This is a genomic window from Gimesia fumaroli (assembly GCF_007754425.1).
Taxonomy (GTDB): Bacteria; Planctomycetota; Planctomycetia; order Planctomycetales; family Planctomycetaceae; genus Gimesia; species Gimesia fumaroli.
On record NZ_CP037452.1, the window covers coordinates 2,117,416 to 2,133,112 of the forward strand.

Consider the following 15,697-nt stretch of genomic DNA (forward strand, 5'->3'; position numbering starts at 1 on the left):
TGCATTTTACACATCCACCTGCACTACATTTAACAGGATCTGATGTTGGAACACAACCGGAAAACTCACTGGTGCAATTATCCTGCGAGACTTTGTCGACGCAGGCAGCAGCAGCACCAAGTGTCACCCTCATTTCAGCTGCACTAAGGACCTGATGCTTCGACTGATTGAGATAGCAATCAGCACCCAATGCCCAGACCGAAGCAAAACAAATTATTGCTCCAACACGAAAGATGTCTTTAACTCGCATTCTCCAGACTCCTTTTTAAATGGACTATTTGTAGTGTCGTGGGAAGCACTCGCTTTCCACGTTTAACCCGAAGTGGAATTCCAAAAGGCCGACTCACGATTAGGGAGGTCATCTAATACACGTGTGACAACACCATTGTTGATGAGAATAATGGTGGGGGTTTCGATGGGCAGGTTTCTGCCTTCCTTCAGACCACCGTATGCACAACTGGGGCATACGGCATCCCCAGCATCATCGAGTGGATGATGCCGTTGTAGATCAATGAACGCGACTCTCGGAGTTTTACCCTGGCGTGCCATTTCCTCGGCCAAATTTTTCTGACGTGGTAAATTATAGACACACTTCGCGCAATTCGATCGAATGAACACAACGACCCAAATACCGGTTGCAAGGTTGGCATCAATTTCGACAACATTTTTCAAGTTCATTTGATGACCAATCCAATGGTCCTTGTCAAAAATCATTTTCCCTTCGGCGTCCATAACGGGACTATTCGCTGAGTTACTAACGACGCGAATCATATTCGTCATTACCGCGTAGAGAATGAAACCACCAACCAGGATCGACAGAAGTTTTATTACGTCGTGTCGTCGCGGCAGGGATAAAACGGGAGAAGCAACAAGCGAGAGTGCAAGAATCGCCCCTATATTGGCGATCAATGTATACCAGGGGCTGATTTCGACAGATCCAAAGCAACCACAGCTTTCAGCACCTGTGATAATTTTCAAGAGGTTTGCCACAGAGAACAACAGGAATAAAACTCCAGCAACGAGTTGTACCTGTCGCCAGCACACCCCTGAGACAAGCCAGACTGCAATGACAAATTCAATCGCCGCCTGCCAGTTGCCCCCCAAAAAATCTAAGCCGAATCCAGCCATAGATGAATTTACGCTATTAACACTTTTGAGGGCACTAGCGACGAAAAGCTCTAGACTGAGAATGCTGAATACAAAGCGCCGCGCAAGTCCGACCTTTACTTCTTCCTGGGCGCTCTTCAAGTTGGCATTCAGGAGCCATGCTTCCATCACAATGCTTCTCACTCAAAAGTCCATGCTATCGTTTACAGATATTCACAATTGACTTATAGGCAATAGAAACGTTGGGGAGACAAAAGTAGGGAACCATTTTTAGCAAAAACGTAGTACCCGCACGCTATGTCTGTCCGAAGGTTTCTTCGTGTTTATGTGTATTTATGGAGCGTTTGATTTCAGCAAATAAAGCGATGCCGAAATTCCCGAGGAAAATAGAGAGTTCTTAATAATGAGCAAAAACACTCACCATCGACTACGATGATTTATCCTTGGGTTGAGTCGGCTATTTTTTTGAAGCATCTGTTTTGTGTCACATATTAGTCTATGTATACTTTTCTGTTTATAGATGGACAAAATGATAATGTCAACTAAAGTGTACAAAAAAAGAAGTGATTAAATTGAGATCTTTGTTGAGTGATACGACTCAGATGGGTTCGAATTCAAAGCGTTCGCGTTCGTTCTCTGGCAAGGGTAACATCTATGTAAACAGTTATACGATTACATTTTAAGGGGGGAACATAACATGGTCTAAAAGGAGTGTAATCGGTGTCTGCATTCGTGTTACCAGTGTGTGCGGTCTCTACACTTGCCCTATAGTGCTATGACATGAACCAAGGATAAAGGCAGAGGCAAAGAAAGTGGCAGGCTGGGTCGTGCGGTGGCTCTAATAATTTCCTGCCCGCTGCGCATCGACAGGGCACAGCAAACACTCAGAGCGAGCGACACCTCGATTGCGTCGGTGGCGCTCAGCGTCGGTTACGCAGGCCAGAGTGCCTTCACCCGCCAGTTCCGTAGGACCACAGGCATGTCGCCTCGTGATTATCAGAGGATGGTGAAGGAGACGGGCGAGTAAGTGTTTATTTTTGCTACCACGAACGGCACGAATAGACACGAAAATAAAAAACTCTAAAAGGGTCAGGTTCAGAATTATCGAGACCAGACCCAATCCTGTTCGGCCCGGCAGTTGCTCACGGCGTTTGATTTTTGGATCAGGGCCTTGAGTGATTGTAAAATCTGCGGAGTGGCAATGCGAGCACTCGCTCTCAGATAAATCGGCGCAGCGTGATAAGACCAGGGGCGGACACGATCTGACACTCGCCACTAATGCTTCCCGCCTTTAAAGGCGGGAAGCATTGGCTTTATCTGCCTATCAAAACAAAGAACTCTAGACAGTCAAGAGCAGATACAAGGGGTCGACCCATGTGTCGACCCGCGGTATCGATGTTTGTTGTGATGGTTGATGGGAAAGTTTTATCTGGGTCCACTCGAAGACGGAAATCATTTGCCTGTCGCCAGGCGGGCGGACACGTGGGTACCGCCCCTACTTATTTTGCGGATGGAAATTTTGTCCTGCTTTGATTGTGTGTCGGTTTCTGCACCAGTTCGCGATTTTCATCTCTCTTACTGCCGGTGGTATCTGGTAGGATTTGTTTGCCGGTGGTTTGGTTTTCACACGGTTTGGAAACGGCGGCTCGTGCCGACTAGCTCACGGTGGGATGTTTATTTCTGGTTCCATTTGGTCGTTGATTCTGGATTGCAGGATGTCAGACGGGTGGTCACATAGGGTTGCCCCCTGCATTTGTTTTGTTGTCATTCTATTTTGTTTATTCTCCATTTGAAGTTGGGGATCAAGTTGATGAGTTTTCTTCCTGTGTTGCCTTTCATGAAACGTGATTTTCTTGAAGGGCGTGAGGTGGTCAAGGGGGATCGGGGAAATGAAGGGTGGCGGAGGAGTGGTGAAATGTGCTGTAGGGGTGGCGGGGAGTGTTGCGAGTGTGGTGATATGCGGCGATGTGTGTCGACCCGCATAACTTTTCGGGGCTGGTTGATGTCAAATGTGGCTGAAACAAGCGGGTTTTCTTATGCTGCCGTTTGTTTCGTTCCTGGTCTTCACCTGAACCAGTGCTGTTCTCGCGCGCGACGCATAACTGCAGAGGATCATGGTGAATGGCGGGTCGGCGTCAAGGTGTTTCTTTTCACTGAAAAGGGAACATTTTTAAAACCGCTGGCTGAGGAGATGTTCTGGTGCGTCAGGTTTACGTAATCTGACTCAGCCGCAAAATCGGGAGTTTGTTTAGAGAGTTAAAAAAATGTCTGCGATCCATTTGCTGCAAGTCTGGTATTTTCTGAGTAGGAACTGGCGAAAACTGCTTAAAAGTTGCCTGAATTTAGTTCATAGATCGGCGTTGATGCATTATACTGGACGATGATGGAAATTCAGACCAGATCAGTGTTTTTGATTCCCTCCCGGCCTGAAATGCAAACTCGAAGAGTTCGCTTTCCCAAAGCGACTTGATTGCGTTCATTTTTGAAAAGCTTCGAGAAGGAGAACTGCCTTGCGTCCTTTCCTGAAATTATCTTGCCTGATGTTGCTGATGACTGCGTTGAATGGTTTCAATGGACCGTCGGCTGATGCTCAGGTTCAGGCTCCGAAAGTCGCTCCGCAAAACGAGCAGGCGGGGATTGAGTTCTTCGAAAATAAGATTCGTCCGGTCCTGGTCGAGCATTGTTACGACTGTCATTCGGGCGCTCCCGATCCGGAAAATGCTTCGTTTGTATTGGACACGCGCGCGGGAATTCAACAGGGGGGCGATTCGGGAAAAGCGGTCGTGCCGGGGAATCTGAAACAGAGTCTGATTCTGCAGGCGCTCGAACACGATCCCGATTTTTATGCGATGCCGCCAGATGAGAAATTGCCCGCGCAGGTGATCGCCGATTTTCGCAAGTGGATTCAGATGGGCGCTCCTGATCCTCGGAAAGGAAACGTGCCGAGCAGTCCGAAGAAGAAAACGGAACTCGCGATTGATTTTGATAAAGAACGCGAGTTCTGGTCGTTCCGACCTTTGACCACGCCAGAGGTTCCCGAAGTAAAAAGTGAAGCCTGGTCAGGTAGTGCGATTGACCGATTTATCAAAGCAAAGCTGGATGAGAAAAAACTGACTCCGGTCAAGACGGCGGATCGGCGGACGCTGGTGCGTCGCGTTTATTTTGATTTGACCGGATTGCCGCCGAGCGCGGAGGAGATAGAGAAGTTTGTGAACGATCCTTCTCCCCAAGCGTACGAGCATCTGATTGATCGCTTACTCAATTCGCCACAGTATGGTGAAACGTGGGGACGGCACTGGCTGGACCTGGCCCGCTATGCGGATTCGAACGGCCTGGATATCAACCTGACGTTTTACAATGCCTGGCGGTATCGCGATTATGTGATCCAGGTGTTTAACGAAGATAAGCCTTACAACGAGTTTATCCGCGAGCAGATTGCCGGCGACCTGCTGCCTTACGAAAACGATGATGAGCGGACGCGGAATATTGTCGCCACCGGGTTTCTGGTGATGGGCGCGAAAATGCTCAGCGAGCGGGATAAAGAAAAACTGCGGATGGACGTGGTTGATGAGCAGATTGATGTGACGGGTCGGGCGTTTATGGGAATGACGCTGGGTTGTGCCCGCTGTCACGATCATAAATTCGATCCGATTCCAATGACCGACTATTATGCACTGGCCGGGATCTTTCGCAGCACGGAGACCGTGCATGGAAATCGTCTGGGAAATCAGTTCGTTTCGGGCTGGATGACGCGTCCTTTGCCGATCAAACCCGAACATGCGGCGGCGCTGGAGAAACATGCAGCCGAGCTGAAAACGCTGGAAGAGAAGCTGAAAGACGATTCGGATCAGTTAAAACAATTGAATGGCGATACCAAACAGCAGCAACACTTGAAAAGACTGGCGGGGATTGTGGTCGATGATACCCAGGCAGTGAAAACGGGTGCGTGGAAAGAGTCGGTCTATTCGAAAAATTATCTGGGCGTGGGTTACGTGCATGATATGAACGAAGAGCAGGGGAAGAAGACGATTCGCTTTACCCCGGATCTGCCCGCCGCCGGCAAGTACGAAGTGCGTTTTGCGTTTCCAGGGAGCAGAGGTCGTGCCGATCGCGTGCCTGTGACGATTCATTCGCTGCAGGGAGCAAAAACCATTTATGTCGATCAGACAAAGCCGGGACCGATTGATGGTGTCTTGACATCGCTTGGTAATTTTGAATTTGCCGCGGGTAAAGCGGGAGCCGTTGAAGTTTCGAACAAGGTAGCTTCGGGTTATGTGGTTGTCGATGCGATGCAGTTCATTCCACAATTTAAGTTGCCAAAGCAGAATGGCGTGCTGGTCGCGAAAAAGCCGACGGTTGACTCTGCAGCAGACGTTCGTGCAGTGAAAATCAAAACGCTGGAAGCGAGTGTGAAAACGCTGACGGCTCAGATTAAAAAATTGAAAGCGAATGCCCCGCCTCCGGCACCGGTCGCGCTGGCCGTGGGTGAGCAGCCTGATCCTGCCGACTATCGAATTGCCCGGCGGGGAAATATTCACCAACTGGGTGATAAAGTGGATCGCGGCTTTCTGACGATTGCTTCGATTCAGGAGCCGCCTGAGGTTAGTCCCAAACAGAGTGGGCGGTTGGAACTGGCGAACTGGTTGAGCCAGCCACAGAATCCGTTGACGAGTCGTGTGATTGTGAATCGGGTCTGGAAGCATCTGTTTGGAAACGGGCTGGTACGAAGCGTTGATAATTTTGGTCACCTGGGAGAACAGCCAACGCATCCGGAGCTGCTCGATTATCTGGCGCAGCGGTTTGTTTCTGAAGGCTGGTCGATTAAGACATTGATTCGCGAAATCATGGTGAGCCGAACGTATCAATTGAGTTCGAAGTTTGAGGCGGATCAATATCAACAGGACCCCGGGAATCATTTCCTGTGGCGGATGAATCGCCGGCGTCTGTCTGCGGAAAGTATTCGCGATGCGGTGCTGTCGATCTCCGGCAAGATTGATTTGAAGCAGGGAGGTTCGTCGGTGGCGCATTATCCCGAGCAAGCCATCAGTCCGAACAAGAATGAAAAATTGAAGCAGAACCCGTCTGAGTTTCGCCGGAGTGTCTATTTACCGATCGTGCGGGGTAATGTGCCGGCTTCTTTGACGGTGTTTGATTTTCCTGCTCCTGAAATGCTGGTGGGGAATCGCCCTGTCACGACGGTGCCCGCTCAGGCGCTATTTATGATGAATAGTCCGTTTGTCATCGGGCAGGCACAGGCGACGGCAGAGCGACTTTTGAATGATAAACAACAGAGCGATTCTGAATGCGTTTCGAAATTGTATCTAGCCTGTCTGGGTCGTGATGCGAACCAGGCAGAACAGGCGGAAGCATTACAGTATATCGAGTCTCTGATGAAAGCAGATGCGAATTCGGACAAAGAGGCTGCACGGGTGAAGGCCTGGACCTCTTATTGTCAGATTCTGTTTGCTTCGACCGAATTTCGATTCTTGAATTGATGTCCGATTACGATTTTTAAACAGCAGTGAGTACTCACTTTTTAATAAGAATGAATGGCTATGCAACCACTCAATTTATCCCGTCGGCAAATGTTGAAGTCATCGGCTTGTGGATTTGGTTATCTGGCGATGGCGGGCTTAAGCTCTGAAGCGGCTTTGAAATCTCAGTCTCCGCTCCAGTCCAAAACGCCGCACTTCGAGCCTCGCGCCAAGCGTGTGATTTTCCTGTTCATGCATGGCGGTCCGAGTCAGGTGGATACGTTTGATTATAAGCCCCGTTTAGCGAAAGAGGACGGACAGCGACTCCCTTTCAAAGCAGCGAAGAATATCGAGAAATCGTCGCAGGAGAACCTGCGTCTGATGAAATCTCCCTGGAAGTTCAAGCAGCGGGGGGAAAGCGGGCTCTGGATTTCCGAGTTGTTTGATAACGTGGCCGAACACGCGGACGATTTGTGTGTGATTAATTCGATGCACACCAACGGCCAGTCGCACGGGCAGGCGGTGATGAAACTGCATACGGGGTCGGACAGTCTGGTACGGCCTTCGGTCGGTTCGTGGATGGTGTACGGCTTGGGCACGGAAAATAATAACCTGCCCGGTTTCATTTCGATCTGCCCCTCACGCGGTCATGGTGGCGTGAGGAATTTTGGCAGCGCGTTTCTGCCTGCCGTCTATCAGGGAACAGCCATCGGCGATGCCGACACTGCTGCCAGGGAAGCGCAGATTCGATTCCTGGCGAACAATGCATCTTCGGAGACACAGCAACGAAAACAGCTGGGGCTGTTACAGGCGATGAACGAGCGGCATCTAAAGCAGGTCAAAGTCGACCAGGAAATTGAAGGCGTGATCAATTCGTACGAGTTGGCGTTTCGGATGCAGTCGGAAGTTCCCACGCTGATGGATCTGACGGTGGAGACGAAAGAGACGCATGAATTATACGGGATCAATGACAAGACGACGGAGAATTTTGGGCGTCAATGTCTGATGGCCCGCCGTTTTGCTGAAGCGGGGGTGCGTTATATTGAAGTCGCGCTGGGAAATAATCGCTGGGATCAACACAGCGGCTTGAAGAGCGGGCACGAACGGAATTCACGGATGGTGGATAAGCCGATCGCCGGTTTGCTGGCCGATTTGAAACAACGCGGATTGCTGGAAGATACCCTGGTAGTCTGGGGCGGCGAATTCGGACGGACGCCGATCGCACAGGGGACCAATGGTCGGGATCACAATCCGCAAGGTTATTCGATGTGGCTGGCGGGAGCGGGTGTGAAACGGGGACACGTGCATGGTGCCACCGATGAGTACGGTTATTATGCGACCCGCGATAAAGTTCACATTCACGATTTACATGCCACGCTGCTGCATCTGATGGGCATGGATCATAAGCGGCTGACGTATCGTTATGCCGGCCGCGATTTCCGTCTGACGGATATTTATGGAGAAGTGGTGCACGAGATTCTCGCAGGTTAATCATGGGCCTCTTTCGGGGGACTTGTGAAGGAGAACCAGAGGCCGGCATTTTCTGTCCTTATATTATAGTGTCTGGTCCCCGCTGATGCGGCGAAGGCAGGGGGGCGTTAAGCACTGCGATACTCAGGGCTTCTGATGAATGGCGACTTCCCGATTTTGGGGGTGGTTGCAGAATTTCATCGGAATAGTTACAATCCCGAACTTAGGGTGGGCTTTGCGCGCAACTCGTTATCTCTTCATGAGATATGAGCGAGATTGTGATTCGTAAAGTACGGAATCTACTAACAGAGAAATTCAAGAACCTGAAGAATTATAATGTCTGACAACAATGACGCGCTGGTAGAAGCGGCGATGGAAAGCATCGCAGCCGCACAATCTCTTTCGGAACTGGATGAAGTGCGCGTCCAATACCTGGGGAAGAAGGGGAAACTCAAGGACCTGCAAGCCCAGCTGAAATCGTTGTCGCCCGAAGAAAAACGTGAATTCGGCAAGACGCTCAATACGATTAAGCAGAGCATTCAGACCGGGCTGGCTGAAAAGAAAACTCAGCTTGAAGAGAAAGAAAAGTCGGGTCCTGATCTCGAATCCATCGATGTGACGCTGCCTGGTGTACGTGCTTTACCCGGCTATCGGCATCCCCTGATGACGACGATGGATGAAGTCAAATCGATCCTAATCGGCTTGGGCTTCCGCTACGATGATTATCCCGAGGTGGAAACAGAATTCTTTAACTTCGATGCATTGAATACGCCCGACTGGCATCCGGCGCGGGATATGCACGATTCATTTTATACGACCAAAGGGAATGTATTACGGACCCATACTTCGGCCTTCCAAACGCGGGCGATGAAGAATTTCGGGCCGCCTCCGTTGCGGGCGATGACTTCGGGTCGCTGTTATCGGAGGGATGAAATTGATGCTTCTCACTTCCCGATCTTTCATCAACTGGATGTGATCGCCATTGATGAAAATATCAGTTTTGCAGATCTGAAATGGGTTTTGTATCAATTAGCCAGTAGCTTGTTTGGCAAAGATGTTCAACTCCGTTTCCGCCCCAGTTATTTTCCCTTCACCACGCCGAGTGCAGAAGTGGATGTGATGTTTAACGGCAAATGGCTGGAGATTCTGGGAGCCGGAATGATTCGTCCCGAAGTTCTGGAAGCCGGCGGGGTCGACTCGGAAAAATGGCAGGGATTTGCCTTCGGCCTGGGGCTAGATCGGATGGCGATGATTCGACATGGGATCACTGATATCCGGCTGATGTATGAAAATGAAGAAGCGTTTTTGCGTCAGTTTTAATGAACGTTTCCTGGTAAAAGCTGGCACGATATTTCTGGCATAGAGAGAGTACGATGCGAATAAATACTGGTTGGTTGCGCGATTATCTGTCTGAAGACTGCAAAGAGAGCGAACTGCTTGATGCCTTCATGACGGTGGGCCTGGAAGTCGAAGAAGAACATGATCTTGCGCAAGCGTTAGAGTCGATCCGGGTTGGTTTTATTCGGGAGAAGAAACCGGTTGGTGATGACGGCCAATATTTCGAATGTCTGGTCGAAATTGAAAAAGGCAAGCTGGTAACGATTCTCTGCGCCTCCGCGCATCCGGTCGAGATCGGCTGGGGAGTCCCTGTAGCAATTCCCGGCACAAAGCTTCCCAGCGGTGCTTTGATTTCCGAAGGAAAATTCAAAGGAATTCGCTCTGAAGGAATGATTTGCCTGGATGGTGAATTGGGAATGATTGCCAAGTCAACCGGTTTACAGGTTTTCAAAGATGAAGCAGCGCTCGGCGAGAGTCTGCCTTCCGTGTCTCCGTTTCAGGAATCACTGGTCGAAGTATCGGTCCTACCGAACCGTCCTGACTGTCTGGGAATGATTGGGATCGCCCGTGAAGTTGCGGCTGTATTGGACATGCAGTTAAAGTATCCTAGTCAGCGGGTGATTCAACCTGCCGCTGGTCAGAGTGAGTCTGTTGCGGTTGAAATCGATGATGCATCTCTGTGTTCGCGTTATGCCTGTCAGGTGTTTGACGGAGTTCAAGTTCGCAGTTCACCTCACTGGCTTCAGAGCCGCCTGCAAACAGCGGGCTTGCGTCCGATTAATAACGTGGTGGATATCACGAACTTTGTAATGCTGGAATGGGGACAGCCGTTACACGCATTCGATTTCGATTCACTAAAAGGAAATCGGATCGAAGTCCGCCGTATTCGCCAAGATGAAAAACTGAAATTGCTGGATGAAACTGAAGTGGATGGCGCGGAGCAACCGTTGGTGATTGCCGATGCCGAGAAACCAATTGCCCTGGCAGGAATCATGGGGGGCTGGAACTCCCAGACTACAGCTGGCTCAAAACGCATTTTGCTGGAAGCCGCCTGCTTTGATCCGGTTTGCATTCGAACCTCTTCCCGAAAGCTGCGAATCAGCACGGATTCCTCTTATCGCTTTGAACGGGGGACTGACCCGAATGACATGTTGAGCGGTGCTTTCAACCGAGCGGCGGAACTGCTTCAGGATGCAGAACTGTCCGCGGCAAAGCCAGCTTCTGCGATTACAGACAGCTATCCGAACGTACGCGAACGGACGAAATTCTCGCTGGATTCCGGCCGGTTTTCAAAGTTATTAGGAGCAGAAATCAGCGATGAGCAGATCAAAGACTGCCTTTCCAAACTGGAAATGACAGCGGATGCGGATCTGACGATTTCCGTGCCGACCTGGCGCGTGGATGTGAATAATGAAGTCGTGCTTGCCGAAGATGTGGCGCGGCTTCTGCGATATGACAGTATTGTCATGAAGCCGATGGTAGCAACGACGACCAAAGGTCGTGTTTCCGAAACGGATAGTCTCCGAACCAATGTCGCGACATTTCTGACGAGTAATGGTTTTCTGGAATGCCGTACGCCTCCGCTGACGACAGAGCAGGTTGCTTTATCGTTCAGTCAATGGCCCGGTGATTCGATCCAGGTGCAAAACCCAATTTCTAAAGAAATGACGACGCTCCGTCAGAGTCTGGTGGGGAGTCTGGTGGAAGTGACTGAGCGGAACGCGCGACGTGGTGCCAGCAGTTTTCGGTTTTTCGAGATAGATCGTACCTTCCGTCAGAATGACGACGTGATTGATGAACGCTGGATGATTGGCGGCGTGCTGGGAGGTTATGTCAATGACTCTGCCTGGATTGCCTCCGAGAAAGAATTTGATTTTCTACATGCCAAGGGACTGGTTGAAAATCTGTTTGCTCATATCAGTGTGGATGACATCACATTTGAAAAGGATACACCTGCTAAGGGATACCGTGGTGAAGAGTTCGCCGCGCTAAAGCACGGGGATCAACGGATTGGTGCACTGGGAAGAATTGATCTGAACGAACTCGGGATTAAGGACCGTGCACGCGTGCCTTTGTATGGATTCGAATTGGATCTCTCGGCCTTGGTTCAGGTAAAATCGCCCGCTCGAATGTTTAGCGGCCTGGCCCGGACTCAGGTGATTGCCCGTGATATTTCGATTCTGGTTCCGATTGATTTACGTTACGCTGAGATTGAGACGTCTCTGGAAAAAGCATTTGCTTCTGCGGTCGAAAATTTGCAGGTGGAACCTCGCAAAGAAAGTGATGTGGCCGTTGTTCTTCAGCCTAAACTGGAGAATGTCATTTGTGTCGATACTTTTACGGGTGAAAGTATCGGGGCTGATGCGATGAGTTTGACGATTCGCATGATGTTTCGCGACGAGGCACATACCCTGACCTCGGGTGAGGCACAGCAATTGATGGACTATGTCGTGAAGCAGCTCAACGCGGAGCACGGTGCGGTTCAGCGGTAGACTTTGAACGGATTGGGTCAGACCACCCGAAAGGGAAACGGCTTTCATCCGTACTATCAAATCATTCAACCAACACGCCTCATTTTGAGGTGTGTTTTCTTTTTTGTACTGCAATTTTCGCGACTTGGGAAGCTGATCATAGTGATCTATGCCGGGAGGCGCCTTCTGTTATAACTTTCAGATACTTCCCCCCAGGGCAGATCGGCGGCGTTTCTGATCTGAGTTGTTTGAGTCAGCGATTTCTCAATTCAATCTGCTCATTTCTAAAAAGTACAAAAGACTGTAAGTTTTGCAGTTGATATTGTTTGTCGTTTATGATTATATATAATATATAATCATGGCGTTTCGGTGCAGGCTTGCGCTATAATGGAGGTGCATGTTTTGTAATTTGAGAAGAGAGCTGTTGCGTCTAAGTAGTTGATTACAAAAAACAAACGTGCTTTTGGATATATTGCGATGAAACGACGACTTCTGCTGATTTTGGGATTATGCATTTTTGTCATGATACCCCTGAGCCGTCCACTTCTGGCAGCGGATGCCGATTTGAAAAAAGAAGTTTTTTTCGAGAAACGAATCCGCCCGTTATTAGTCAACCAGTGTTATGACTGTCACAGTGAGGATTCCGTTGAGAGTGGATTACGTGTCGATTCCCTGTCGGCATTAGTCCAGGGGGGAGAGCGGGGGCCTTCTGTTATCGTTGGGAAACCCGAGCAAAGTCTGTTGATTAGTGCGGTGAACCACAGCGGTCAATTACACATGCCGCCTAAAGATAAGTTGTCACAAAAAGAGATCAGCGATTTGACCGAATGGATTCGACTGGGAGCCTACTGGCCGAATTCAAAACCGATTGTGCAATCGAACGAGGGAAAACCTGAGGGACCGCTTTTTACTGAGCAGGAAAAAGCATTCTGGGCCTTTCAGCCGCCTCAAAAACCAAGTCTACCGCAGGTTAAACAATCTGAGTGGGTTCAGAATCCAATCGACACTTTCGTTTTATCGAGGTTGGAACAGAAAGGCTATGCGCCAGCTCTTCCTGCCGAGAAGCAGGACCTGATTCGTCGGGCGACTTTTGATCTGATTGGTTTGTCGCCTACTCGAAAAGAAGTCGATGACTTTGTCAAAGATGATTCGCCGGATGCCTTTGCGCGGGTCATTGATCGGCTTTTGGAATCTCCCCGTTACGGTGAACGCTGGGGACGACACTGGCTGGATGTGGCACGCTATGCCGATTCAAACGGCCTGGACGAAAATCTGTCTTATGCGAATGCGTTTCGCTTCCGCGATTATGTGATAGCGGCATTCAATCAAGATAAGCCTTTCGATCAGTTTGTCCAGGAACAACTGGCGGGCGATATTCTGGCGGAACAGGTCAATGATGACAGCCGCATTGAGAAAATTACCGCGACCGGTTTTCTGTCCATCGGCGCCAAGATGCTGGCAGAAGATGACCAAACCAAGATGCAGATGGATATCATCGACGAGCAACTGGATACCGTCGGTCGTACATTCATGGGACTCACACTGGGGTGTGCTCGCTGTCATTCCCATAAATTCGATCCGATTCCAATTGAAGATTATTACTCGCTGGCGGGGATTTTCAAAAGTACGAAAACGATGGAAAACTTCAAGGTGGTTGCTCGCTGGCAGGAACGAACTCTGGCCAGCCCTGAAGAGATTCAAAAACTGGAACAACATAAAAAACAGATTGCAGACCTCGACTCTCAAATTCAAACCGTTTTGAATCAGGCCGATGAACAGTTTTTGAGAGAAGAGCGAAAACGTGTGTCCGATTATTTACTCGCGGCTGAAATTAAAAAACACGCTGATGAATTGATGAAGGGGACAAAACCGATCGGCGAAACACTGCAGGCCGATTCATCGGATTCTATCCTGATCGTGGAGGCGGAAAACTATCAGACGGGGAATGTGAAAAAGTCCCTGACCGGTTACGGCGAGGGAATTGGCGTCATTTATAACAACGGGATGCTGCCAAATATCGCGGAGTATGAAATTGAACTGCCGAAAGCAGGGCGATATCAATTTGAAATTCGCTATGCAGCCGCATCTGCACGGCCGGTTCAACTATTGATTAATGATCAACTCGTCAAAAACAATGCGGCTGGAGATGTCACCGGGAGCTGGTATCCCAAGTCGCAGGAATGGAAAGTCGAAGGGCTTTATCAGTTCACTCAGGGGAAAAATATAATACGTCTGGAAAGTAAAATTCCGTTTCCGCATATCGATAAGTTGTTGATTGCAGCACCGCGGGAGCTTTCTGATAAAGAGCGGAACTTTATCGCCGATGTCGCGGCTCCTGAAAGTAAACTCATTGGCAGTCTGACAGCACAGTGGTCTGACTATCTGAGGAAAAATTTGAACGAGAAGACGTCTCCCTTGTTTGTCTGGAGCGAACTGGTACGCACGGGTAAGACACCAGAAACACTCGGACCTTTATATCAGAGGTTTCAAAGTCTGAATGATCTGCCTGAAGCAGAACGGCTGCCGCGGGCGGCTTCACTTTATGGAAATTTATTTAAAGAAGTCGAACAAGAGTGGCAGGCTTATCTGAAAACCGACGAGGGGAAAAATGCGAAAAGTCTGCCGAATGCGGAGAGCGAAGCCATTCGGCAAGTGCTGTATGATCCGAAAGGACCGTTCGCGTTACCTGCGGACCGTGAAGCGTTTTATGCTGCTGCAGTGAAAACCAAACTGACGGAAAAAAGAGCCGCCCGGAAAGAGCTGGAAAAAACACTTCCTCAATATCCGACGGCCATGGCGGTTTCAGAACAAAAGCCGGAAAACGTGAAGGTGCATCTGAGGGGAAGTCACTTCACGCTGGGCAAAGAAGTTCCTCGTCAGTTCCTGCGAATTATTGAGGGAGAGCATCAGACTCCCATCAATGATCAGCAGAGCGGTCGTTTGCAGTTAGCCCAGTGGTTGACCAGCGGTCAGCATCCTCTGACGGCTCGTGTCATGGTGAATCGACTCTGGCGCTGGCATTTCGGAAAGGGGCTGGTGAGAACGCCCGATAACTTTGGAAAACTGGGAGAGCGTCCGACGCATCCAGAACTGCTCGACTGGCTGGCGGTTCAATTTGTAGAACAGGGCTGGTCGATTAAGTCGATGCATCGTTTGATCATGTTGTCTTCAACCTATCAGATGAGTACGAACTATAATGCAGAGCTGGCAGCCGTCGATCCTGAAAATCGATTGCTCTGGCGGATGAATCGCAGACGCCTGGAAGCAGAAGCGATTCGTGATTCGATTTTAGCCGTGTGTGGAAAGCTCGACTATGAAATGGGCGGATCATTGTTGGGGGTTGCGAACCGGAAGTATGTAACAAGCACCAGCAACGTGAATCCGGTAGTTTATCAGACCAATCGTCGTTCCGTGTATTTGCCGATTGTGAGAAGTGCTTTATATGAAGTGTTGCAGGCATTTGATTTTGCCGATCCCAGTGTTCTCTCTGGTGATCGAACTCATACGACCGTGGCACCACAGGCATTGTTCATGATGAATAGTGATTTCGTCATGCAGAATACAATGGATCTGGCCGAACAGATAATGCATGAGACACAATTAGATCAGCGTGCCAGGGTCAATCGGATTTATGAGAAAATATTCAGCCGTCCTGCGACTGCGATGGAAACATCTCGGGCGCTGGACTACATCAAAATATACCGACAGGAATTGAAGTCGTTAGAGATGCCAGAAGAAGAAAAAGAGCAGCGAACCTGGCAGAGTTTATGTCGGGTCCTGATTTCCTCCAATGAATTTTTGTTTGTTGATTAAAGACTGCGAGAACGAGTAGTTTAA

At 49.5% G+C, this 15,697-nt stretch carries 8 protein-coding genes; 6 read left to right on the forward strand and 2 right to left on the reverse strand.

Annotation, left to right across the window (positions count from 1 at the left end; genetic code table 11):
* Positions 1–312 precede the first annotated feature (312 nt).
* Positions 313–1,275, reverse strand: a complete 963-nt coding sequence (locus tag Enr17x_RS08280) for a hypothetical protein (RefSeq protein ID WP_145307697.1) — start codon at positions 1,273–1,275, stop codon at positions 313–315.
* A gap of 664 nt (positions 1,276–1,939) precedes the next feature.
* On the opposite strand from Enr17x_RS08280, the gene Enr17x_RS30345 reads away from it, so the two are divergent.
* Positions 1,940–2,134 carry a helix-turn-helix domain-containing protein gene (locus Enr17x_RS30345; RefSeq protein WP_198001027.1) on the forward strand — a complete coding sequence of 65 codons (195 nt, stop codon included), beginning with the start codon at positions 1,940–1,942 and terminating at the stop codon, positions 2,132–2,134.
* Between the two features lie 74 nt (positions 2,135–2,208).
* Here Enr17x_RS30345 and Enr17x_RS29500 read toward each other — a convergent pair whose 3' ends face one another.
* The gene (locus Enr17x_RS29500) at positions 2,209–2,376 is read right to left on the reverse strand and encodes a hypothetical protein (protein WP_198001028.1); all 168 of its coding nucleotides are present in this window, start codon (positions 2,374–2,376) and stop codon (positions 2,209–2,211) included.
* Between the two features lie 1,241 nt (positions 2,377–3,617).
* Between Enr17x_RS29500 and Enr17x_RS08290 the strand changes: the two genes are divergently transcribed.
* From Enr17x_RS08290 to Enr17x_RS29505, 5 genes are all read left to right on the forward strand, one after another.
* Positions 3,618–6,602 (forward strand): DUF1553 domain-containing protein, encoded by a 2,985-nt coding sequence (locus Enr17x_RS08290; protein WP_145307699.1) that lies wholly within the window; start codon positions 3,618–3,620, stop codon positions 6,600–6,602.
* A 54-nt stretch (positions 6,603–6,656) separates the two neighbouring features.
* Positions 6,657–8,072 carry a DUF1501 domain-containing protein gene (locus Enr17x_RS08295; RefSeq protein WP_145307701.1) on the forward strand — a complete coding sequence of 472 codons (1,416 nt, stop codon included), beginning with the start codon at positions 6,657–6,659 and terminating at the stop codon, positions 8,070–8,072.
* A gap of 315 nt (positions 8,073–8,387) precedes the next feature.
* A complete protein-coding gene (gene pheS / locus Enr17x_RS08300; protein ID WP_145307703.1) occupies positions 8,388–9,371 on the forward strand; it encodes a phenylalanine--tRNA ligase subunit alpha in 984 nt (327 codons plus the stop codon).
* A gap of 53 nt (positions 9,372–9,424) precedes the next feature.
* On the forward strand, positions 9,425–11,881 hold the full coding sequence (pheT, locus tag Enr17x_RS08305) for a phenylalanine--tRNA ligase subunit beta (protein WP_145307705.1): 2,457 nt from the start codon (positions 9,425–9,427) through the stop codon (positions 11,879–11,881).
* Between the two features lie 456 nt (positions 11,882–12,337).
* Positions 12,338–15,673, forward strand: a complete 3,336-nt coding sequence (locus Enr17x_RS29505; RefSeq protein ID WP_198001029.1) for a DUF1553 domain-containing protein — start codon at positions 12,338–12,340, stop codon at positions 15,671–15,673.
* Positions 15,674–15,697: the final 24 nt, after the last annotated feature.

Bases quoted from the DNA above. Each gene is read 5' to 3' on its own strand.
- Enr17x_RS08295 (WP_145307701.1), top strand. From the start codon at position 6,657: ATGGCTATGCAACCACTCAATTTATCCCGTCGGCAAATGTTGAAGTCA.
- pheS (WP_145307703.1), top strand. From the start codon at position 8,388: ATGTCTGACAACAATGACGCGCTGGTAGAAGCGGCGATGGAAAGCATC.
- Enr17x_RS08280 (WP_145307697.1), bottom strand. From the start codon at position 1,275: ATGGAAGCATGGCTCCTGAATGCCAACTTGAAGAGCGCCCAGGAAGAA.
- Enr17x_RS29505 (WP_198001029.1), top strand. From the start codon at position 12,338: ATGAAACGACGACTTCTGCTGATTTTGGGATTATGCATTTTTGTCATG.
- pheT (WP_145307705.1), top strand. From the start codon at position 9,425: ATGCGAATAAATACTGGTTGGTTGCGCGATTATCTGTCTGAAGACTGC.